General features: G+C 58.2%; 20 protein-coding genes. 6 read left to right on the forward strand and 14 right to left on the reverse strand.

All coding sequences use genetic code 11. From position 1 onward, the window contains the following. Positions 1 to 196: 196 nt before the first annotated feature. The 3 genes from BR48_RS0112050 to BR48_RS0112060 all read right to left on the reverse strand — a co-directional run bounded on the left by BR48_RS0112050 (position 197) and on the right by BR48_RS0112060 (position 3,352). Positions 197 to 958, reverse strand: coding sequence for a hypothetical protein (locus tag BR48_RS0112050; RefSeq protein WP_027231522.1), 762 nt, complete (start codon positions 956 to 958; stop codon positions 197 to 199). Continuing rightward, positions 955 to 2,274 carry a site-specific integrase gene (locus BR48_RS0112055; protein WP_027231523.1) on the reverse strand — a complete coding sequence of 440 codons (1,320 nt, stop codon included), beginning with the start codon at positions 2,272 to 2,274 and terminating at the stop codon, positions 955 to 957. Before BR48_RS0112055 ends, BR48_RS0112050 begins: the two co-directional genes overlap by 4 nt. A gap of 361 nt (positions 2,275 to 2,635) precedes the next feature. Then, on the reverse strand, positions 2,636 to 3,352 hold the full coding sequence (locus BR48_RS0112060) for a DNA helicase (protein ID WP_027231524.1): 717 nt from the start codon (positions 3,350 to 3,352) through the stop codon (positions 2,636 to 2,638). A gap of 266 nt (positions 3,353 to 3,618) precedes the next feature. Between BR48_RS0112060 and BR48_RS0112065 the strand changes: the two genes are divergently transcribed. The 3 genes from BR48_RS0112065 to BR48_RS0112080 all read left to right on the forward strand — a co-directional run bounded on the left by BR48_RS0112065 (position 3,619) and on the right by BR48_RS0112080 (position 6,101). After that, positions 3,619 to 3,927 carry a DUF6665 family protein gene (locus BR48_RS0112065; protein ID WP_027231525.1) on the forward strand — a complete coding sequence of 103 codons (309 nt, stop codon included), beginning with the start codon at positions 3,619 to 3,621 and terminating at the stop codon, positions 3,925 to 3,927. A 168-nt stretch (positions 3,928 to 4,095) separates the two neighbouring features. Continuing rightward, positions 4,096 to 5,604 (forward strand): bifunctional ADP-dependent NAD(P)H-hydrate dehydratase/NAD(P)H-hydrate epimerase, encoded by a 1,509-nt coding sequence (locus BR48_RS0112075; RefSeq protein ID WP_027231526.1) that lies wholly within the window; start codon positions 4,096 to 4,098, stop codon positions 5,602 to 5,604. 77 nt (positions 5,605 to 5,681) lie between these two features. Then, the gene (locus tag BR48_RS0112080) at positions 5,682 to 6,101 is read left to right on the forward strand and encodes a hypothetical protein (protein ID WP_027231527.1); all 420 of its coding nucleotides are present in this window, start codon (positions 5,682 to 5,684) and stop codon (positions 6,099 to 6,101) included. A gap of 667 nt (positions 6,102 to 6,768) precedes the next feature. Here BR48_RS0112080 and BR48_RS0112085 read toward each other — a convergent pair. The 4 genes from BR48_RS0112085 to BR48_RS0112100 all read right to left on the reverse strand — a co-directional run bounded on the left by BR48_RS0112085 (position 6,769) and on the right by BR48_RS0112100 (position 11,590). Continuing rightward, positions 6,769 to 7,701, reverse strand: coding sequence for a spore coat U domain-containing protein (locus tag BR48_RS0112085; RefSeq protein ID WP_197030354.1), 933 nt, complete (start codon positions 7,699 to 7,701; stop codon positions 6,769 to 6,771). A 191-nt stretch (positions 7,702 to 7,892) separates the two neighbouring features. Further along, entirely contained in the window at positions 7,893 to 10,196 is a 2,304-nt protein-coding gene (locus BR48_RS24465) for a fimbria/pilus outer membrane usher protein (RefSeq protein ID WP_245273462.1), read from the reverse strand. Then, positions 10,171 to 10,839, reverse strand: a complete 669-nt coding sequence (locus BR48_RS0112095; RefSeq protein WP_197030355.1) for a molecular chaperone — start codon at positions 10,837 to 10,839, stop codon at positions 10,171 to 10,173. Before BR48_RS0112095 ends, BR48_RS24465 begins: the two co-directional genes overlap by 26 nt. A gap of 205 nt (positions 10,840 to 11,044) precedes the next feature. Then, positions 11,045 to 11,590: a spore coat protein U domain-containing protein gene (locus BR48_RS0112100; protein WP_027231530.1), complete on the reverse strand. Its 546-nt coding sequence runs from the start codon at positions 11,588 to 11,590 to the stop codon at positions 11,045 to 11,047. A 534-nt stretch (positions 11,591 to 12,124) separates the two neighbouring features. On the opposite strand from BR48_RS0112100, the gene BR48_RS0112105 reads away from it, so the two are divergent. Continuing rightward, on the forward strand, positions 12,125 to 13,372 hold the full coding sequence (locus tag BR48_RS0112105) for a cyclopropane-fatty-acyl-phospholipid synthase family protein (RefSeq protein ID WP_027231531.1): 1,248 nt from the start codon (positions 12,125 to 12,127) through the stop codon (positions 13,370 to 13,372). Continuing rightward, positions 13,369 to 13,731, forward strand: coding sequence for a hypothetical protein (locus BR48_RS0112110; protein ID WP_027231532.1), 363 nt, complete (start codon positions 13,369 to 13,371; stop codon positions 13,729 to 13,731). Before BR48_RS0112105 ends, BR48_RS0112110 begins: the two co-directional genes overlap by 4 nt. Here the strand turns inward: BR48_RS0112110 and BR48_RS0112115 are convergent. Beyond that, positions 13,728 to 14,219, reverse strand: coding sequence for an Lrp/AsnC family transcriptional regulator (locus tag BR48_RS0112115; protein WP_027231533.1), 492 nt, complete (start codon positions 14,217 to 14,219; stop codon positions 13,728 to 13,730). The genes BR48_RS0112110 and BR48_RS0112115 overlap by 4 nt on opposite strands. Positions 14,220 to 14,370: 151 nt before the next feature. On the opposite strand from BR48_RS0112115, the gene ald reads away from it, so the two are divergent. Continuing rightward, complete coding sequence (ald, locus tag BR48_RS0112120) at positions 14,371 to 15,486, forward strand: alanine dehydrogenase (RefSeq protein ID WP_027231534.1); 1,116 nt, start codon at positions 14,371 to 14,373, stop codon at positions 15,484 to 15,486. Between the two features lie 50 nt (positions 15,487 to 15,536). Here the strand turns inward: ald and BR48_RS0112125 are convergent, their stop codons facing one another. The 6 genes from BR48_RS0112125 to BR48_RS0112150 form a co-directional block, all read right to left on the reverse strand. Further along, complete coding sequence (locus BR48_RS0112125; protein WP_027231535.1) at positions 15,537 to 16,010, reverse strand: DUF1203 domain-containing protein; 474 nt, start codon at positions 16,008 to 16,010, stop codon at positions 15,537 to 15,539. 76 nt (positions 16,011 to 16,086) lie between these two features. Beyond that, positions 16,087 to 16,515: a hypothetical protein gene (locus BR48_RS0112130; RefSeq protein ID WP_155810869.1), complete on the reverse strand. Its 429-nt coding sequence runs from the start codon at positions 16,513 to 16,515 to the stop codon at positions 16,087 to 16,089. 200 nt (positions 16,516 to 16,715) lie between these two features. After that, on the reverse strand, positions 16,716 to 17,252 hold the full coding sequence (locus BR48_RS0112135; protein ID WP_036814320.1) for a GNAT family N-acetyltransferase: 537 nt from the start codon (positions 17,250 to 17,252) through the stop codon (positions 16,716 to 16,718). Between the two features lie 3 nt (positions 17,253 to 17,255). Beyond that, positions 17,256 to 18,107 carry a 3-mercaptopyruvate sulfurtransferase gene (gene sseA / locus BR48_RS0112140; RefSeq protein WP_027231538.1) on the reverse strand — a complete coding sequence of 284 codons (852 nt, stop codon included), beginning with the start codon at positions 18,105 to 18,107 and terminating at the stop codon, positions 17,256 to 17,258. 1 nt (position 18,108) lies between these two features. Further along, complete coding sequence (locus BR48_RS0112145) at positions 18,109 to 18,855, reverse strand: alanyl-tRNA editing protein (RefSeq protein WP_027231539.1); 747 nt, start codon at positions 18,853 to 18,855, stop codon at positions 18,109 to 18,111. After that, a complete protein-coding gene (locus tag BR48_RS0112150; RefSeq protein ID WP_027231540.1) occupies positions 18,855 to 19,886 on the reverse strand; it encodes a cysteine synthase A in 1,032 nt (343 codons plus the stop codon). Before BR48_RS0112150 ends, BR48_RS0112145 begins: the two co-directional genes overlap by 1 nt. Between the last annotated feature and the right edge of the window lie 92 nt (positions 19,887 to 19,978).

Genomic DNA, 19,978 nt, shown 5'->3' on the forward strand with positions numbered 1-19,978 from the left:
TCGACTAGATCATCGATATCTCCCAAAGGATCGGGCTGCTGCATGTTCTTCCCTCACGCCTTCATATCGGCGCGAGAACGATCATCCAGTTGCTGCGTGTTGTAAACATGGACTTTTTCACACCATTGAAACTGCCGAACGGTCCACCTTCGTAAAGCAAACGTGCCATCACCAAACCGCCAATATCGGGAGGGTCTCAGTAGTCGAACCGTCGCTCGTACTTGGCATCCCTTCTACGGATGGTCGGACGACTACGCTTTAGTATGAAGTCGAGCACCGTTTTGTCCGCTGGTCGCTGGTCCCCAAGCGCTATGGTCAGGCATGCGCCGATAAATCGCAGCAGAGGATTACTGGGACGCGGGCTCCTGCTGGGGAGCCCAAGTTGACGGTCAATATGGTCGTGCCAGATTTGGCAAAGGTCGTGGATAAGTTCTTGGACGTCAGCGGGTAACCTGACGGCAGACTTTGGGGGGCGGCTCAAGGGGTCGTTCTTCCGAAATTTGTTCCATTCGAGCAGATCCAAATGCTCCCGCTCGAATGCTTTTCGAACCTCCCACAGATTATGCATAGTCCAGTCGCGCTCGAATTCGAAAAGCTCGTCAGTGCCACCGCCGAAAGTATAGTCGTCGTAGCCACCTATCGGGATCGGTTCCTTCCCCTCGGAGGTTAACCACGCAAATGCGCTATCCTCATCATGGAAAGGGGGGGACTCGTCCTGGGAGAACGTCCACGACTTGGCTATCATTGCCGCAAGCGCCCTATTTATGCCATCCGTGATTCTCATGAGCCGACTGCTCTCACGCTCAAATGCATCGGGCCAGTTTTCAACGTAGCGATGGAGGCAGTCCGCAACTCGGCCTGAGATGATTTCTTCCGTTTCTCTATTGATCGACTTGACCTTTCTCGCATGCGGCAAGAAGGTTTCGGCATCAAATGGCGATTGCAGAGATCGGTTCATGCAAACTCCTCCCCGCCCAGGTGCTGGACTTTGCCGCTGCCTTCAATGATGTTGGCGAGTCGATCGGCCCAAAGATTGAGTGCTTCCCGCTTCTCCCGCATGTAGTCGTAGCGCGCGTATACTCGCGAGGTGACGTTGCTTTTGGTCACGGATACGTGGTTCAACACGTGTCCTACTACGAAAGGCGAGATGCCAACCTCTTCCATTCCCGTTGCGGCCGATCGACGAAGGTCATGCGGCGTCCACGGCGCAATACCCAAGATGGTAGCGGCCCCGCGCTTAATGATCTGTTCTCTCTTCACCGCCTTCGGGACAGATGCGCCAGTTACGGCTGCAACGGCTCCTGGTCCTGGGAAAACGAAAGGCGGAATACCCCTACCCTTTCGCCCCGATAGTGCTATCACGTCTGCGATCTGGTCCCCGAGGATTTTGATGGCCATCTCAGAAAGCGGGACAACATGTTCGCGTCCATTCTTCGCGCGCTTGGCCGGAATCGTCCACCGACCGCCTACCATATCCAATTCACTGTGCACTATGCCCGCGATCTCGCCGACACGCTGCCCTGTAATCAGGCACAGGCGCAGAATCCGGCGAGTGCTTTCCCTTATGTTGGCTTCAGCCAGGGCCGCCCACATAGTCTTCATTTCGTCAGCCGTCAGCACGCGATCGCGTTCCCCAGTTTCAGTCGGCCTCGCCATACCTTCGGTCAAGTTACTATCAAGATCGCCGCGACCGCGTCCCCATCGGATCATGGCACGGACATCTTCGAAGACCCGATTCGCCTCGACCCCAGCGCCTCGGTCTTTTACAGCGTCTATCGCCTTGGTGATGTCGCGACGATGCAGCTCTGAGAGCTTTACATCTCCAATGCAACCCAAGGACGCTTTCACGATCTTATTTCTGTCGGCATCATAGCCAGACACATTCTTGCGAAGCCGGCGCGCGATCTCATCGACCGAGCGCCGTGATGCCGCGCGACGGGCGATATAGCTCTCAACCAGATCAAAAACAGTCATCGAGGCGACGTAGGCCTTCTTAGCGGCTATCGGGTCACCTCCGCCTTGCACGTTGGCACGCGTGTCCTTGGCCCTTTGGCGAGCCCCCTTTTCGGTGCCGAGCGGTATTTCGGGATACGTCCCGATTTTCAGCCATTGTCGCCGATTCGATGGCCCGTAAACCACGAACCAACTCTTTTGCCCGCCAGCCGAAACGCGCAGCACGAGACCTTTCGCGAGCGTGTCGAAATAGTCCAGTTTTCTCACGGAACCTGTCTTTGCGGACTGGCAGAATTTGTCGGTAAGTTCGATTTTCGGCATGTGTCTAGCGACCAACCTTTGCTAACTCAATTTCCCCCGGAGGTGCCCTGCGGGATCTACAGAATTATCTACACAAAAGCTCGCGCTTTGTCGAGACAAGTTGCAATATGCCGCGACTGGATGAGGCGCTAACGTATTGGTAAGTCGATAATTATTATAGTTGCAGGTTGTCGCACCCTGACGCGGAAAATCGCAAGGAAAACCCTCTGTTAACCGGTTGGTCGCTGGTTCGAATCCGGCCCGGGGAGCCACTTCCAAGCACAATCCCAGACTTTCATTGCAGGTTTTTGAAGGCCGACAAGCTTCGCGGACTTATGTGTCGGCCCATATTCATGAGTTTACCGGCCTGCGGCATCGGCGTTCACTCATTTATGGTCTGGAACCGCACCGCGCCATTGCTCAGAAACACTGCCTTGTCGAATAAGGCGAGATCGAGCGGATTGGGCAATCGAATATCTCGCAGATCGGGACAGGGTTTCAACGATGGATCGTATGACCGGTCGATCTGTGAAATGAAGACGATGATCAGCCCTCGTTGCCGTGCAAACCCTCGCAGCGCTTGCACCTGTGTCGTCAGATCCGGTCTGTCGCCCTTTTGATCGAGAATCTGCAGATAATCGATGACGGCCAATGTCCCATTTGGGGCCTCTGCCAGTCGCTCGATGATGTAATCGGCGCAAATGGCATTGGAGTGGTCCAGTTCGAAGCTTTGATCAAATAGCGTGGGATTGCCTCCGATGGCGCGCAAGCGATCGACGACGTCCTTTGCCGTGTATTCGAGCGTAAAGAACGCGCTGCGACGACCTGCCTTCATCGCTTGAACGGCCAGCCTGAGACCCATCAGCGTTTTGCCCTGGCCGGGCCGCGCGCCGATCAGTACGAGGTCGCCCGGATCCAGTCGGGAAAACAACTTGCTGGCCGGCAATCCTGCAGGCGCTGTGGCTGCGAGCAAGCTCCAGCGCGTAAACCCTTCCCTCGCCGCGATCTGATCGAGCGCCTTGTACAGGGGCATGCCAAGTTCGCGCGCGAGGTTTTTGGCCTGACGCTTCAAATGGAAAACTGGTGCCGACAATCTCATTCAAATAACCTCCTATTGCGAGCAAATGCTGCAGTCCCTCCTTATGCGTCGTGCTCGAACAGTCGGTTTCAAAAATGTTCACCCTGCATGAATGATGCTTTCCCGAATGGAGGGGGGAGGCATGGGCTTTGCCGGAGCCGATTCGTAGCCGATTCTGCGTGGCAGCGGCAAGCCGTGCGGGGTGAACAATGCACCCTTGCGATGTGGCGGCTCGTATGCTCGAATTATGATCGTCGCCTTTCGATGATCCTTATACCGAGCTGCCCATGTCGTTTCGACCGCCACAAAACACTTCATCCGGTCTCGATCGCGGAGCGCCGCCGAGCGCGATCGACATGGAAATCATCGCTGAAATGGCAGCGGCGCTGGGCCGCGCGGGACAGAAAGTCGAACGGGCGCTGGAGCAACTGAACGCAGCCTCGGACGCGGAGCGCGCGGCGCGCCTGAAGGCGGCGGCGAAAGCAGTGCATGCCTATTTCATCCAGCGCGAACTTTGCGGGCTGCGCAGACATGACGACGCGATCAACCACTATGGTATCCCGCGCGCGGTGCTGGTGCGGCTGGGCGCCGACTGAGCTTCATAGACCAGCAAATACGCGTGGCGCTGCCGCCTGTTGAACTTTGCCGGCCTTGCCGCGTTTGAAGGCTGCGGAGCGTACTTCCAACACCGGCTTCGCTTGAACCGGCTTCATTTCGCCGGGATTTGTTCTAGTCTCGAGCGAAATGTTCAAGGGAAAGCGCGAATGGCATATGAGATTTTGACGCCGGCCGAAATGAGCGAGGCCGACCGGCTCAGCATCGCTGCCGGACCGGGAGACGGGTACACGCTGATGCTCCGTGCCGGCGAAGGCATCGCAAACCATCTCCTTGCTCATCACGGCGATGCACCAGCGTTTCACGTTCTCTGTGGGCCTGGCAATAATGGCGGCGACGGTTACGTGATCTCCCGCGCACTCAACGACAACGGCGCCAGCGCCTTCGTCTGGTCGAACGGCGCGCCCAAGGCTGGCACCGATGCCGCCCGCGCACTTGCGGACTGCCCGCTACGTCCGCGTTCAATCGAAGGCTTCGCGCCCCAGCCCGGCTCTGTCGTCGTTGATGCCTTGTTTGGCGCCGGGCTGGACCGGCCGGTCACGGGCAAGGCTGCCGAGGCAATCGAGCGCGCCAACCAGGAGCCGGTGCGCAGGATTGCCGTCGATGTGCCTTCGGGGCTCGACGGCGCCACCGGCCTGCCGCTCGGCACTGTCTTCCAGGCCGATAGCACGATCACGTTCTTCAGAAAGAAGCCGGCGCATTTGCTCTATCCGGGCCGGGAGCTGTGCGGCGATCTTATCGTCCACAATATTGGCATCAGGGATGAGGTGCTCGCCGCGATCTCGTCACGTTGCTTCGAAAACGCGCCCGGCTTGTGGCGGGACCAACTCCCCTCGCCTGATGTCGACACCCACAAGTACCGTCGCGGTCACGTCGCCGTATTCTCGGGCGGCGCCACGTCAACGGGGGCGGCGCGCCTGTCGGCGATGGCTGCCGCCCGCAGCGGCGCGGGGGCGGTCACGGTCCTTTCTCCAGGTGAGGGACTTGCGGCCAACGCAGCGCATCTGACATCTATCATGCTCAGCCGGTGCGACCATGGACAGGACCTCGCCGACTTTATCGAAGCGCGCCAGCCAACCGCCTTCGTCATCGGGCCCGGTTTCGGTATTAGCGAGAAGACGCGCGCCCTTGCGCTTGAGCTCCTTGACAAGGCGCCCGGACACTTCGTCTTCGATGCCGATACAATCACATCGTTCAAGGACAAGCCGGATATGCTGTTTGCCGCGACCCGGCGCCTGCCGGAAGTGCGCCTGGTACTTACGCCGCACGAAGGCGAATTCAAGCGCCTCTTCCCTGATCTCGATGCGGAGGCCATGCCCTCAAAGCTGGAGCGGGCACGCGCTGCAGCTGCGCGCGCCAACGCGATCATTATCTATAAGGGCGCCGATACCGTCATTGCAGCGCCAGACGGGCGCGCCGTCATCAACAGCAACGGCACGCCCCTTTTGGCGACCGCAGGGTCGGGCGATGTGCTTGCGGGGCTCAACGCAGGACTGATGGCGCAGGGCATGGCGCCGTTTGCGGCGGCCTGCGCGGCGGTTCATATCCACTGCGCGGCGGCCCATGCACTTGGCTTTGGGCTGATTGCCGAAGATCTGCCACGGGCAGCCGGAAGCGTTTTGGCCTCCCTGATGGAAACCGCCGAGGAGAACAAATAACCGAGCCCGAGGCGCCGATCCCGGTGCGCCTGACAGGAATGCCACGCCACTCAAGGCGTCAATTACGGAGTTACAGTATGAAACCTTCACTGCTGCTGACAGCCCCTCTCCTCTTCGCCGCTTTGACCGGTTGCGCGGGGATCGACTACGCAAAATCCAACTATGGCGGCCTGCCGCAGCAACAATTTACGGCGAGCAACGGCCAGTCATTCCAGATCATCGACAATCCGCAGCGCAACCGCTTGATGATTGGACCGGGTGGCGGCGGTGGAGCGACGCAAGGCTTCGTCAAGGGCCTTGCGGGCGGCGTAGCCGGCGGTCTGGTGGCGACGCCACCGGTAGTCTACCGCGACGCCGCCGAACAGTTCCTGCGCAGCACCGGGCGAAACTGTACGGCTCAGGACGTGACCGCGATCATGGATCCGCGCTATGAGGTTCGCTACACCTGCATGGGCGGGCGAACCAACCAGGATCGATTGTTGGGACCGGCCCAATAGTTCGATAGCCGCATTAACCCGGTCTTTACCTTGATCGTTCACCTTGTTCCCGAGCGCGAAAAGGTGTTGCGTACGCGCTTCCCGTTTTAATCGATGCACGTCATCATTCTGTCGTAATAACAGGGTAGTGAACGTTCTCAAGCGAACAGCTTATCTTCGTCTTTGACCACGGATGTACTGGCACTGATGTAGAGGTAAGTTTAGGAAGGTCGGGTCGCTCCCGGCCTTTTGCTTTTGTGGATTTGCGTCGAATATTTGGATCACGTGAACCGAGTTCGTTGGCGGCCCAGCGCCAGGCCGCTAGCCGTTTCTCGTCGCAACGGCGAGGTATTCCGGAACCTGCCAACGCGTCACAGCTTGAGGGCGGCTTGCCGCGTCCTGCCCGCTGCGCTTTAATCTCACCGCAGCGCCAAAAACGCGCGTCAAGCTCATCGCTCTCTGCCGTTTCGCCTCAATCTTCCTGCCGCGCCGAAACCCGCGTCGAGTTCATCGCCCGCTGCTGGACTAAACGTTTTCTCGTTGCGACGGCGAGGTCATCCCGAAGCGGCTCAAGTCAGCAGCCGGATGGCGGCTTGCCGCGTCAAGCTCATCGCTCTCGGCCGTTTCGCATCAATCCTCCCGCCACGCCGAAACCCGTGTCCAGTTCATCACGTGCTGCTGCCAGCAGCTAGAATTCGATCGTTACGAGCACCGTGTCGGAATACTTTCCAGCCGGCTTTTTGTTTAGCGGTTCAGTGATTCTGCCGTACACGGGGACCTTTATTGGAAAGCCGGTGCCGGTCCCCTTTTCAGGGTCAGTTTCTCGCCACGGTACGCCGGCGGAAGCATCCTTATAAAGTTCATAGCCGACAGAGGTCTCCATCTCGCCTGCCATGTACATTTTACGGACCTTCGGACTTCTCGACTTACCATTGTCGACCGTGATCGTGTAGTTGGCTTCGGGCGAGCACCGGACGTTCAGCGCGGTCGAGGCCCGCATATTTTTCCAATCCGTGACAGGCGTGACAACACCGAAATCGAGATCACCCATGACGTTCAGCTTGCAGCTCGGCTTGATTTCGACGCTAAGTGGACGCGTCGTCGCCATACGAATCATTTGTGGGGGTACTGATGCCGAGCACGAGGGATTAGACCCCTTGCTCAACACGCCATACCAGACATCGACTTGGAGATCTGTTTTATAGATACCTGCCTTGACCCAACGACCAGGTGGAATTTTCACGGTCCAATAATCGAACATGTATTCAATTGTACCCTTCGTGCCCGGCACGTCGTAGCGGTAGGTGTCGTAGCCGCCCTTGGCGGCGGACTGGCCGTGGGTCAAGACTTCGAACGCGAGTTTGTCACCGTTTTCGGATCTCAGGGTCTGGTCGTCGGTATCAGCCAGGGTGATGCATGCATAAAAAATCGAACCGACATTCGCCCCTGTCACATTGCAGGAGATACTTACCGGGGGAAAGGTCACAATGGCCGCCTCGCCGCTCATGGCCTCGAGTTCTATTGTATCCATCCGATTTGTGCACGTCGCGGATGCGTTGGCTGCAGCCGGAACCACCCACATTCCCAGGAGGAAAAAGAGGCAAACCAATAGCATTTTCATAAAACAGGTCTCCTCGGACTGCTTCCTTTGCCCTCCAGACGACGGCGCTTTATTGGCATCGAACACCTCCGATATGCACCTGTTGCCCTGGTGTCGGACGGTATTCAAACTCTGCCGCGCACACTGCCCCATCCGCCATATGAATGGACGCAGCGTTATTGGCCTTGAGCCCCTTGATGAAAGCCTGTCCGTCAACCGACGACAAAGGCATCTTCTGCTCCGTTGAGACTGCCGGCCAACCCGGCTTCCAGCGGCTCGCCCGCCGCGTTCACGAAGGAAATGACAGCCGCTTCGGGGTCTTCCTTGACGCCGAAATCGACGACGACCCCGCTTTGCTGCGCCGGCACGACGATTGTGCGCGTCGAATCGATCGCAGCATCGACTGGAAGATTGGTCGTATCGATATCGATACGGTTTTCTTCGTAGGAATTCAGGTTTGGAACTATGATGCGGCCGGACTTGTTCGTGCGTCCGATCACCCGATTGTCCGAGCGAACCTCGACGTCCGGAGCACCAACCTTGACCACGGCAAAGGCATCGTCGAGGCGATTGGTAGCGAAAACTCCGCCGCCCGCGACAGCGATCGCACCATCAACCCAAAGATTGCCCTGTGCGGTATCGTCGTACTGATTCACCTGACCTTCGATTCGCGCATATTTCGATCGATAACTTGCCGATGCCGACCGATTTGCCGCCTCGCCCTCGCGGTCCCTGAGGCTCCAGCCGTAGCTGCCCTCTTGCTTCGTCTCCTGTTTCGTCAGGGCCGTCGTTACCGCCAGCCCGTCAGGAGATTGCTCGAGGCCCGTGTTGAGACCGATGCCATTGTCGAACGGGATCGACAGGCCGGCGAAAATACCGAAACTGTCGCTGTCGTTCAGGTCGGTGAAGGCCGAAGCATAGAAAGAAGTGCTTTTGAACATCGCTTGGCTGTAGGAAATCCCGGCAATACTGCTTTTCTCGCCCGTATCAGTCTCGATATGCGTGAAGGACAAGTTGAGGCTTGCCCGTTCGATCGGCGTCGGAACGCTTAAGGAAGCCTGGATGGTCCGGCGCGGTACGCGCGGGCTGTAGATTTGCGTGTAACCGGTAAATATGTAGCCGTTGCTGCTTAAATCGACGCCGTCATCGGCTGAGATCGAAGCAATGTCGTCATAGCTTCCAAAGGTCTGCTGGACGCTGCCATAAAGCCCGTATGAACCAATATCGAATTGCAGCCCACCATTGAGGAGCATACCTGTGCCATCCTCGTACTGGCTGCCGGCAGCCGCCAAGGAAAGCGCACCAAAGCTTCCTACCGAAAACACAGCGCCGGCGCCACCATTGATCAGACCCGCTCCGCCCTCGACATGGGATTGGAGCGTAAGTCTGTCCGTGGCGCCGTAGCGCGCCGTCGCGCTTCCGACCGGATCGCCGAAATAGTCGTTCGATTCGGTACCGAAGTTACGCCGGGGAAAACCCCCTTCGACCGAGAAGTCGACGAGACCTTGTTTCAGCATGTCGACGGTGCTGTAGAATGGCAGAGATGTCCGGGTTTCACGTCCAAGCGTGTCACGCACCACGACCTGCGCGTCGCCATTTCCCGTATATGCCGGAAGGTTGGTCAGACTGAAGGGGCCTGCGGGTACGTCCATCGAAAACGTCTTGGCGTTGCGCGTGTAGACTTCGAGTGTCGATGGAACGGCCGCCGAGCCGGTGAACCCCGGCATGGGCAAAGTCACCAGATCCGAACGCAGGCGGAAGTTTCGCGACACCTGCATGCCACCGAGATAGACGGGGCGTGTCCACGAAAGACCGCCCGACACGAAGTCGCCAACCTTGTAGGTGACGAGGCGGTTCTGGTCCGAATAACTCCAGAGCGTATTTAGGCGCTCGACGCCGCCAAGCTCGCCATCGGACAGGCTGGCGGTAAAAGACTGGCTGAGCGTGCCGTAGCGACTGAATATGCGCCCGTCAAAGCCGCCGGAGACGCCGCGAAACGCATCGAACGAACCATCGAGCATGTTGTCGGTGCTCGAGAACAACGAATAGTTGAGGACAGCTCCCGTACTCGCCGTCGCAGGCTGCCGCTTTTCTGTCGGATTGACGTCGATGACTTTTGGCAAACGCGCAGAATCCGCCGCCTCGATGTAAACCATCTGCGTCTCGCTCACGACGTGATAGGAAACGCCGACGAGTTCGTTCAGATTGACTAAATCGTCCGGCCTCGTGCCGTTCGGCGGACGCAAGCCAAGTTCCTTGAGTTCTTTGGCCCTGGCACTGAGATGGCCGTCCCGCGCCTGCTCGAAAGCGCCGAGCAAACCGGTGGAAACGTCGTTGATAAAGACTTCGAGTTGCAGTTCCTGGGTCGCTTGCGATTGCAGGATTCCCGGTTGCAGACCGGTTGCAGCAGGGATGACCGGCGTCGCCCCTTGCGTCGACTGCTGAGCAGAGGCAATGGCATCAAATACAAGTGTTCCGGCTATCGCAAAGCTAGTTACGTATAGGAACCGTCGCATCGATTGCGCCCCTATCGCTTTGAGCCCGGATCTGCACGTTGCCCTGCAGCGGACCCTTCACCAGCCCCAACGCGAAGTCGGCGGTAGACCCGCCCTGCACGTAGCCGACAAGGCCCGACTTGCTGGCAACCACGCGGCCGCCCGAGAGAATCTTAAGATCGGAGATGCGTGCGGTGATATCGCCGGCATTGGAGCCAGTCACGACCAGGCCCCTAAGGGTCTGTTTCACGCTCCAGCTTAGCTTGGCGTCAAGCGCATCCTTGTTGTGAAAAAAGACGGGAACCGAGAAACGCAGCGAAAAACCAACCGTACCGGCCTTGGCTTTCCTCGGGTCGGGAATCTCGTCGATCAGGATACGGTAGCGCTCTTCGCCGATGACGGGCGCTTTGCTGACCCGAACAACGCGAAGGACGTATTGCCCCCCTGCGGGCACTTTAGCGGCCGGAGGACTGGCAACCACATCCGGTGTCGGGTCAAGCTTCTCGACACCGCTGACGGTCGACCAGCGGAACACCCGGACCTGAATATTGACCGCCTCATCGTCGCCGTTGGTCAGCGTAAGCTTGCTTGCGACCTGCGGGGAAGAAATATCGAGCTTTATGGGCATGACCGTCAGCGACGACGCCGCGGCCCAGGTTGACATCGACAACCACAGACAAACTACGCTGATCAAAGAAAAGAATGGCAGCTTATACCGCAACATCAATAAAAATAACCTACAAATGCAATGTATTAAATGCGTTGTATTAAACGCGTTCTTCAGTAATCTGAAATACTGCAGCGACTGAGATATAGACCGAACAGAACGATGCGAGCAGGAAGAGAATTCCCCCTGCCCGCTTACGAGATTAGTAGGTCAGAACGATCTGTACCGTATCGGTATAGACGCCTACCGGTTTGCTGGTTATGTCGCTCTTCTTGACCACACCATAGATCGTCACTTCCTGCGGCGTATCATTGGTCAGGTTGTTGATAGTGAGCGGACCACCGGACCCGGTGCCGGCAAGACCCCAGGCATCACCGTAGTAGCCATTCTTGTAGAGCGAATAAGGAACCTTGTTGGTGCCGCTCTGCACATTGCGCTGGTTTCCGTCCGCGTGGAGACCGTAGCCAAGCCCGAGCGTCGGAGCAACGGCAGCAGGGCCCGTTGCCGGCTTGTAGCCACTGCAGGATACGCTGACGCGAGCAGAACGCTGAATGTCGTTTGTCGGCGTTCCGGCAACCTGGCCGAAATCGAGCGTCGCGCCCTCGAGCAGATTTGCGGTACAACCGGATTGGATTTCAAGCCGAACATTGAGTTCCGAAGTCTGGCTGGCAGCAAGCGCCGAGCCGGCCGACGAAGTGGCTGCGACCACGAACAGGGCAGCAGCGAGGCGTAGTGTTTTAGTGCTCATTGGTGGTGTCCTCAAATCAGATTCGTATGAAAAATTTTGACCCCTATTAATTGGGGTAGTTAAATTACCGTTTACGTGAGTACGGCAATAGTTTTGTCACAATTTTATTTGAAGCGACTAAAATTAAGAAATTAACGACAAACCGGATGAATATATTAGTTCAGATGATCAGTTAACAGCTTTATTGCAAAATATTATGATACTTTAGTCTAATATCAACAACAACAAATCGCGTTTTATTTCATTTGTACTATTGAGATGATCTATTCGAACGTAAGCCAACGTTCATATGTCGGCTAAGAGACGCTCGAATGACGTCAATTGCCGTCGAATACTTGTGGCCCATCGCCTTTATGCTCAAAGGCGCCAATCCCTTGCTCGCGCGAGTTGATATTAGCGCTTTAGAAACACGAGTAGCTTGCGAACTACATTCACACGCCCCATCACTCGCTTGCGTTTTAGAACCACTGGATGCAACTTAAACGTTTGATAACATGGGCCAACCAATAGTCCGCCAATTGGAAGATCGACGGCATGAAGCAAACATCTATCGCCACCCCCGATGCCAAGTGGCTCACGCCTGAAAATGTCGGCGCCATGCTGAAGGGGCTCCCTCTCAAAGCTCAGGCTGCACTTCGCGCCGCGGTTCATCTGCCCCGCGGAACGCTGGCGATCACAACCCCCAATGGTCAATTGTTCAAGGTTGGCGGCCGGCAGGCCGGGCCAAATGCGTCGGTCATTCTTCACAATTGGAACCTGCCGGGCCGCGCCTTCTCGGGCGGTACGATAGGCCTTGCGGAGTCCTACATGGACGGCGATTGGGAGAGCCCCGATGTCGCGACCTTCCTCGAACTCTTCGTCGTCAATGAAGAGGTCGGCGAAAACCTTGCCGGCGGCTCGAATTTCATGCTCAACACGGTGCAGCGGCTACGGCACTGGCTCAATGACAATACCCGCAGCCGTTCGCGCAAGAATATCTCGGCGCATTACGACCTCGGCAACGCCTTCTATCGCGAATGGCTCGATCCAACGATGACCTATTCGTCGGCCCTGTTTGCGGAAAACGCCACCGACCTCGAAAGCGCCCAGAATGCCAAGTATCGCGCCCTCGCCCGCAATATCGGCATTACCCCCGGCAGCAGGGTGCTGGAAATCGGCTGTGGCTGGGGCGGATTCGCGGAATTTGCCGCGCGTGAGATCGGCGCACATGTGACCGGGCTCACGATCAGCCGCGAACAGTACGACTATGCGCGCCAGCGCATCGAACGCGCAAAGCTATCCGGCAAGGTCGACATCAAGTTTCAGGATTACCGCGACGAGACCGGCAAATACGACCATGTCGCGTCGATCGAGATGTTCGAGGCGGTGGGCGAAAAATATTGGCCGGTATTCTTCGGTAAGGTGAAGGACTGTTTGAAGCCGGGCGGCAGCGCCGGCCTGCAGATCATCACCATCAACGACAAATCGTTCGATCGCTACCGCAAGCGGCCGGATTTCATCCAGCGCTATGTTTTTCCGGGCGGCATGTTGCCGACGCCTGAAAGGCTGAAGCGGCTCGGCAAGGATTTTGGTCTCGACCTTTACCGCGAGCACGTGTTCCCGCAGGACTATGCGCGAACGCTCGCTGAATGGCGCCAGCGCTTCTGGGACTCGTGGGACCGCCTGCGTCACCTTGGTTTCGACGGCCGTTTCAAGAAACTCTGGGAGTTCTACCTGTTCTATTGCGAGGCCGGCTTCCGCTCCGAATACATCGACGTGCGCCAGGTCTTCTACAAGTCATGACTGAGAGCGGCCTGGATAAGGCGTTCGAACGCATCTGGAACGTGGCGAATGGGCTAGGATTGCCCGAACTCGCTGAGAGCACCACGCATGGAACACCTTCCCTGAAAGTAAAGACGTCGTTCATCGGTCGACTCAAGGATGCCGACACCTTCGCCATCCACTGTCCGCTCGAGGAAAAGCCGCTCCTTATGGAGAGTGTCCCTGAAATCTACTTCGAAACCGACCACTATAAAGGCTGGCCCTATATCCTGATGCGTCTCGGCCGTATTTCGGATGCGGAACTTGGCCATCGAATCAAATTGGCCTGGCATGCCAAGGCGCCTGCCAAGCTCCGTAAAGCTGTAGAAGCAAAGCCTTAGCGCTCGCCTGTCATTTCGATCAGCGCGGTCTCGACCCCGAGCCCAGTCCGGTCCGCGACTTCGCGCAGCGCAAAGGACGAATTTATCTTCGTTACATGCGGCATCGCCGAAAGCCAGAATTTGTGGATACGCTCGTAGTCCTCGAGATCTTTCGCGGCGATCCGCAGCAGATAGTCATATTCGCCCGACATCAGATAGCAGACAAGAACATTGGGGCAGCGTTTCACCGCCGTTTCGAACTCCCGCAATTGCTTGTCTGCCTGCCCCGACAGCGAAATATTGACGATGACGATGACCGGATGCCCGAGCATCTTGTTGGAGAGCCGTGCGTGATAGCCGCGGATGACGCCAGATTTCTCCAGAAGGTCGAGCCGGCGCGAGCAGGCCGATTGCGACAGGCCGACCTTCTCCGCCAGCGTCGCATTCGACATGCGTCCATCCTTCTGCAAGCTGTCGAGAATCGCGATATCGATCCTGTCCAATGTCATTCTTCGCGCTTTCCGCTTTCAATTGCCGATGTTGCGCAAGAATATTCGAAATTTTGCCTTCCGTCGAGCCGTCTTGGCAAGGACATGCGACAGGATTCGTGGTGAAATATTTGCCTCAAAAGGGAACTCAAAAACACTTACAGGAGGCGTTATGCGCGTTGGCTGCCCGAAGGAAATCAAAAACCATGAATATCGCGTCGGTCTCACTCCGGGGGCCGTACGCGAATACATCGCTCATGGCCACACGGTCATCGTCCAGTCCGGAGCTGGCATTGGAATAGGCGCCGACGACGGGGCCTACCAGGCGGCAGGCGCGAAGATCGCCAAGACTGCCGAAGAAGTCTTTCAGCAATCCGACATGATCGTGAAAGTGAAAGAGCCGCAGCCCTCCGAATGGGCGCAGCTGCGCGAGGGTCAGCTTCTCTACACATATTTGCATCTCGCTCCCGATCCGGAACAGACCAAGGGTCTCCTCGCATCCGGTGTGACGGCGATAGCCTATGAGACCGTTACGGATGATCGCGGCGGCCTGCCGCTGCTCGCGCCAATGTCGGAGGTCGCCGGCCGTCTTGCGATACAGGCGGGTGCAACGGCCCTGCAGAAGGCCAATGGCGGCCGCGGCGTTCTTCTCGGCGGCGTGCCGGGGGTTCTTCCGGGCAAAGTAACGATCATCGGCGGCGGCGTCGTCGGCATCAACGCGGCCATGATGGCGACCGGTCTTGGCGCTGATGTCACGATCCTCGACCGCTCCATTCCGCGTTTGCGCCAGCTCGACGACCTTTTCCGCGGCCGTATCCACACGCGCTATTCGACTATCGAAGCCCTCGACGAAGAGGTCTTCTCGGCGGATATCGTCGTCGGCGCCGTGCTCATTCCGGGCGCCGCAGCGCCGAAGCTCGTCACCCGCGAAATGCTGTCAGGCATGAAGAAGGGTGCTGTCATTGTCGATGTCGCCATCGACCAGGGCGGCTGCTTCGAGACATCGCATGCGACCACCCATTCCGAGCCGACCTATGAAGTCGACGGGATCATCCACTATTGCGTCGCCAACATGCCGGGCGCTGTGCCGGTCACTTCAGCCCATGCGCTGAACAATGCGACACTGCAATATGGCCTGCAGTTGGCCGACCGTGGCGTCAAGGCGCTGGTCGACAACCCGCATCTGCGCAATGGCCTCAACGTCCACAAGGGGCGGATCACCAACCAGGCCGTTGCCGAAGCGCTGGGCCTGGAGATGGTCGAAGCCAAGGCCGCCATCGCCGCCTGACGCATCGCTGCAACATTATCAAGGAGCCCGGACCTGTGTCCGGGCTTTTTTCATGGCAGCTCGATCCGGCACTGGAAGCAATTGTTGCGCGCCGAGCGCATATGCACATAGGCGACATCGTCTCGCGCCAGCAATTCCGCGGCGCGACTGGCAATTGCCTCGGTTCGGATTACCCCGCCCGTTCCATAGACGATACGGTCCTGGCAGGAATAGCCGCGCAAGATGTAGTCGCTGGTCTCGCGAAACATCGCCGGCATCTCCTCTGTTTCCGGGTACCGCTCGCATGGATCAGCATGGAGAAAGATCGGCCCTGTTTCCGCGTAAGGTTGCGGCGCTGGAAACGGTCGATGCGACAGGATCAGATATTTGTCGCCTGCCGCAATGTTCTGCAGGCAATGGCGGCACGGCATGCCATCGCCGTCAGATAGGTAGGTTTCGGGTGTCTGGCCATTGGCGTCGGCTCCGCCCTGCTGGTAGTGGCGAGCGAGCGTGGTGGACATGGCAATATAGCGGATCGTGCTCATCGGTGTCTCCTTTGTTGGAGCAAGAAGACACCGAACGAGGGAGCCGAGCCACCCGATTCATGCGGATGTTGACCGGCTAGTTCGCGACCTCGATGTGGAAGGTGACGTAGCCGTAAACATCGCTGCCCGCGGCCTTGGCTGCAACGACGACCCGATCACTCCCCACGAAACCGGGCGCCGGTCTATAGAACAGTCCGAGTTGCGGCACCTTGTGCGAATTGCACTTGGCAAGAAAGTGCCCGGACGCATAGGTCGGATTGCCTGTGAAGCGTTGGATTCTGACCGTTCCGTGCGCAGGTTCCGTGACGACTTTCAACGAGCCCGGGTTTCGACCTGAACAATCACCGTTCACTTTGTAAAATCCGGCAAGTCCGGTTTCCTGCCCGGCTTTCGCGGACACCTTGGCGCTTCCCGACCCTTCCTTGGTCGTCGAGAGTTCGGAAGGGACACAACCAGACAGCAAGGCCATGGTAACCATGGAATAAAGGACACTGCGCATAGACAAGATATTTACCTCCCAGAACGAATCTATTTGCGTTCATAGGGGGGTATTGGCGTTTTCTCTATTCGGTGCCCGTCGAATTCCACAGTATGGTTATTAGAACGTGGCAACCCTCGGTTCTTCGTCCTGTGCGGTGGGCTTCCGCCAAGGTCGTCGGGCCAGGGCCGAGGATGAGGGAGAGCATTTCGGAATGACGCGGTGCCTTAAACCCACGCCTCGATTTCGGCCTCGGCGAAGCTGACCGGATGAAATCCCATGCGCTGGTACATCTGCAAGGCACGGGGGCTGTCGAGCGTATTGGTTTCGATGATGACCTTCTGCGGGTCGCTCATCCACGCCGTCGAGATCGCCTCGTTGAGAAAGAACCTGGCAAGGCCGCGGCCCTGAAATTCCGGGATCAGTCCGAAATAGAGTATCTCCGTGACGCCTTCTTCCTCGCCGGTGACGAGCTCGAAGAAGCCGGCCGGAGAGCCATCGGCATAGAGAACGTGGATATCGACATTGTCGCGGTGAATGATCGCGGCGAGCGCCTTGTCATCGAGATGACGGTGGACCGACCAATGATGCGGCTTGCCTACCTGCTCATAGAGGAACCGGTAGAAGGGTAGTGAAATCCTCGTCGCCCGCATGATTGCCAGCTTGAAACTGACGGGCGTCGGAACGGATTGGGTCGGGCGATCGGTCAGTTCGAGATGCGTCACCCGGGTCTTCAGCATACGGGGTTTGGGATTGTCGGCCATGGCTTACGCTTCGCCCGTTACGACCGGAGTATCCTTGTGGGCGCCCCACTCCGACCACGAGCCATCATAAAGCAGATTGTCCTTGTGGCCGAGCGATTCGAGCGCAAGGGTGATAACCGCTGCGGTGATCCCCGAACCGCAACTCGTCACGATCGGACGGGACAAGTCGACGCCGGCCTCGTCAAGGACATGCCGCAACCCGTTGAGGTCCTTGAGGTAACCCTTATCGGCAAGGCTCGATGAGGGTACGCTGCGGGCGCCCGGCATGTGGCCGGAGCGCAGGCCTGGACGTGGTTCCGGATCGGTCCCGACGAAGCGGCCGGCGGAACGCGCATCGGCAATCTGACGCGAGCCGCTATCGACGATCTGTCGCATCTGCTGGAAACTTGCGACCTTGCCGGCATCGAACTTTTCCACGAATGCAGAGGGCGCGATCTTGGTCACCGCGTCCGTGACCGGGCGGCCCGAAGCCTTCCAATTGTCGAAGCCGCCATCGAGCACGAAGACTTTCTTCGCGCCCATGGTGCGGAACATCCACCACACCCGGGGCGACGTGTACATGCCGGGCCCATCATAGACGACGATCGTGTCCTCATTGGTAATGCCCATGCTGCTGACGGCAGCCGCAAAGGCTTCCGGCTTCGGGAAAGTATGCGGCAGGGCGGAACCCGGATCCGACAACTGCTCATGGTCGAAGAAAACAGCGCCCGGAATGTGGGCTGCCTCATACTCGGCCTTGGCATCGCGGTTCTGGAACGGAAAGTACCAGGACGCATCGAGGATGCTCAAGCCGGGCTGATCGAGGCGCTCCTCAAGCCAGTCCGGCGAAACGACAAAGGCGCTTTTTTCCGACACGTCACTCTCCCTCCGGCAAGGCGCCGAACCTGATGCGAAAACGCCGGTTCTCCTTGCCCTTCTTTTCGATTTTGCCGATATGGATTGCTCCGACCTCGCCGGTGGTCGCTACATGGGTTCCGCCGCAGGGCTGCGAATCGATCACCGCGTCCTTGCCGATGCACACCAGCCGGATACGTCCCGTGCCCATGGGCGGACGGACGTTCTTCGACTTGATCAGGCCGGGATTTGCCGCCAGTTCCTCGTCGGTAATCCAGCGGGTGAACACCGGATGATTGGCGTTCACCAGTTCCATCAACTTGGCCGTTACGCCCTCGCGCGTGACCCCCGCTTCCGGCAAATCGAAGTCGACGCGGCTGTCGTCTTCGCTGACCGCAGCTCCTGTGATGGGAAACGGGCAGACGACACTCAAGAGATGGCAGGCCGTATGCATGCGCATCAGCCTGTAGCGGCGGTCCCAATCGATGCGAAGCAAGAGCTTCTCGCCGATTGCCGGCACAGGCTGCTCTGCAGCCGGCACATGGATGATCTCTTCCTTGGTTTCGCCCGTCACGGTTGCGGCGATGGCGATGCTCGATCCGTCGGGCCGGATGAAGGCGCCGGTATCGCCGGGCTGGCCGCCCGAGGTAGCATAGAAGACCGTCCGGTCCGTAAGAATGCCGCCGCGCTCGTTGACGCTGACAACCGTCGCCTCAATTTCCTCGAGGTAGGAATCGTCACGAAACAGGATCGTGGTATCGTAAGCCATTATGAATTCTCGAATGGAACGGAAATGTCGGACTTGGTTTCCATCCACGCCGGCACCGGCAGGTCCTTGGATCGCAAGAATTCGGGATTGAACATCTTCGACTGATAGCGGTTGCCATAGTCGCACAGCACCGTGACGATGATATGCTCCGGGCCAAGATCGCGCGCCATGCGGATGGCGCCGGCAATGTTGATCCCCGATGAGCCGCCGAGGCAAAGCCCCTCTTCCTGCACGAGATCGAAGACCACGTCGAGAGCTTCTGCATCCGGAATCTGATAGGAAAAATCAGGCTTGAAGCCTTCAAGATTGGCCGTCACCCGCCCCTGTCCGATGCCCTCGGTAATCGAGTTGCCCTCTGCCTTGAACTCGCCGGTGGTATAATAGGAGAACAGCGCAGCGCCGAGCGGATCGGCAAGCCCTATCTTGATCGACGGGTCGCGCCCCTTCAGCCCTTCCGCCACCCCGGCAAGCGTGCCACCTGATCCGACCGCGCAAATGAATGCGTCGACCTTGCCGTTGGTGTCGCGCCATATTTCCGGTGCGGTGGTTTCCACGTGCGCCTGACGGTTGATCACATTGTCGAACTGGTTGGCCCACACCGCACCGTTCGGCTCGGACTTCGCCATCTGCTCCGCCAAGCGCCCGGAAACCTTCACGTAATTGTTCGGATTGCGGTAAGGGACTGCCGGCACTTCAACGAGTTCGGCACCAAGGAGGCGAAGGGCGTCCTTCTTTTCCTCGCTTTGCGTTTCGGGGATGACGATGACTGTGCGATAGCCGAGCGCCTTGGCCACCATGGTGAGCCCGATACCGGTATTACCGGCGGTCCCTTCGACGATCACGCCGCCCGGACGAAGCAGGCCGCGCCTTTCCGCGTCGCGAATGATGTAGAGTGCCGCGCGATCCTTCACCGATTGCCCCGGATTGAGAAATTCCGCCTTGCCGTAGATTTCGCAGCCAGTGAGATCGGAGGCTTTCTTGAGGCGGATGAGCGGCGTGTTGCCGATCGCGTCGATCACTGAATTCAGCATGGCACAAGTCCTTCAATCTGCAGGGCTTGAACCTATTTGTCCCGGGCGGGCCGTTCAAGCGCAGAATTCAATCAGCCACGTGAATTGTCTGA

It is taken from the genome of Phyllobacterium sp. UNC302MFCol5.2 (assembly GCF_000686005.1).
GTDB lineage: Bacteria > Pseudomonadota > Alphaproteobacteria > Rhizobiales > Rhizobiaceae > Phyllobacterium > Phyllobacterium pellucidum.

Bases quoted from the DNA above. Each gene is read 5' to 3' on its own strand.
- BR48_RS0112050 (WP_027231522.1), bottom strand. From the start codon at position 958: ATGAACCGATCTCTGCAATCGCCATTTGATGCCGAAACCTTCTTGCCG.
- BR48_RS0112055 (WP_027231523.1), bottom strand. From the start codon at position 2,274: ATGCCGAAAATCGAACTTACCGACAAATTCTGCCAGTCCGCAAAGACA.
- BR48_RS0112060 (WP_027231524.1), bottom strand. From the start codon at position 3,352: ATGAGATTGTCGGCACCAGTTTTCCATTTGAAGCGTCAGGCCAAAAAC.
- BR48_RS0112065 (WP_027231525.1), top strand. From the start codon at position 3,619: ATGTCGTTTCGACCGCCACAAAACACTTCATCCGGTCTCGATCGCGGA.
- BR48_RS0112075 (WP_027231526.1), top strand. From the start codon at position 4,096: ATGGCATATGAGATTTTGACGCCGGCCGAAATGAGCGAGGCCGACCGG.
- BR48_RS0112080 (WP_027231527.1), top strand. From the start codon at position 5,682: ATGAAACCTTCACTGCTGCTGACAGCCCCTCTCCTCTTCGCCGCTTTG.
- BR48_RS0112085 (WP_197030354.1), bottom strand. From the start codon at position 7,701: ATGAAAATGCTATTGGTTTGCCTCTTTTTCCTCCTGGGAATGTGGGTG.
- BR48_RS24465 (WP_245273462.1), bottom strand. From the start codon at position 10,196: ATGCGACGGTTCCTATACGTAACTAGCTTTGCGATAGCCGGAACACTT.
- BR48_RS0112095 (WP_197030355.1), bottom strand. From the start codon at position 10,839: ATGTCAACCTGGGCCGCGGCGTCGTCGCTGACGGTCATGCCCATAAAG.
- BR48_RS0112100 (WP_027231530.1), bottom strand. From the start codon at position 11,590: ATGAGCACTAAAACACTACGCCTCGCTGCTGCCCTGTTCGTGGTCGCA.
- BR48_RS0112105 (WP_027231531.1), top strand. From the start codon at position 12,125: ATGAAGCAAACATCTATCGCCACCCCCGATGCCAAGTGGCTCACGCCT.
- BR48_RS0112110 (WP_027231532.1), top strand. From the start codon at position 13,369: ATGACTGAGAGCGGCCTGGATAAGGCGTTCGAACGCATCTGGAACGTG.
- BR48_RS0112115 (WP_027231533.1), bottom strand. From the start codon at position 14,219: ATGACATTGGACAGGATCGATATCGCGATTCTCGACAGCTTGCAGAAG.
- ald (WP_027231534.1), top strand. From the start codon at position 14,371: ATGCGCGTTGGCTGCCCGAAGGAAATCAAAAACCATGAATATCGCGTC.
- BR48_RS0112125 (WP_027231535.1), bottom strand. From the start codon at position 16,010: ATGAGCACGATCCGCTATATTGCCATGTCCACCACGCTCGCTCGCCAC.
- BR48_RS0112135 (WP_036814320.1), bottom strand. From the start codon at position 17,252: ATGGCCGACAATCCCAAACCCCGTATGCTGAAGACCCGGGTGACGCAT.
- BR48_RS0112145 (WP_027231539.1), bottom strand. From the start codon at position 18,855: ATGGCTTACGATACCACGATCCTGTTTCGTGACGATTCCTACCTCGAG.
- BR48_RS0112150 (WP_027231540.1), bottom strand. From the start codon at position 19,886: ATGCTGAATTCAGTGATCGACGCGATCGGCAACACGCCGCTCATCCGC.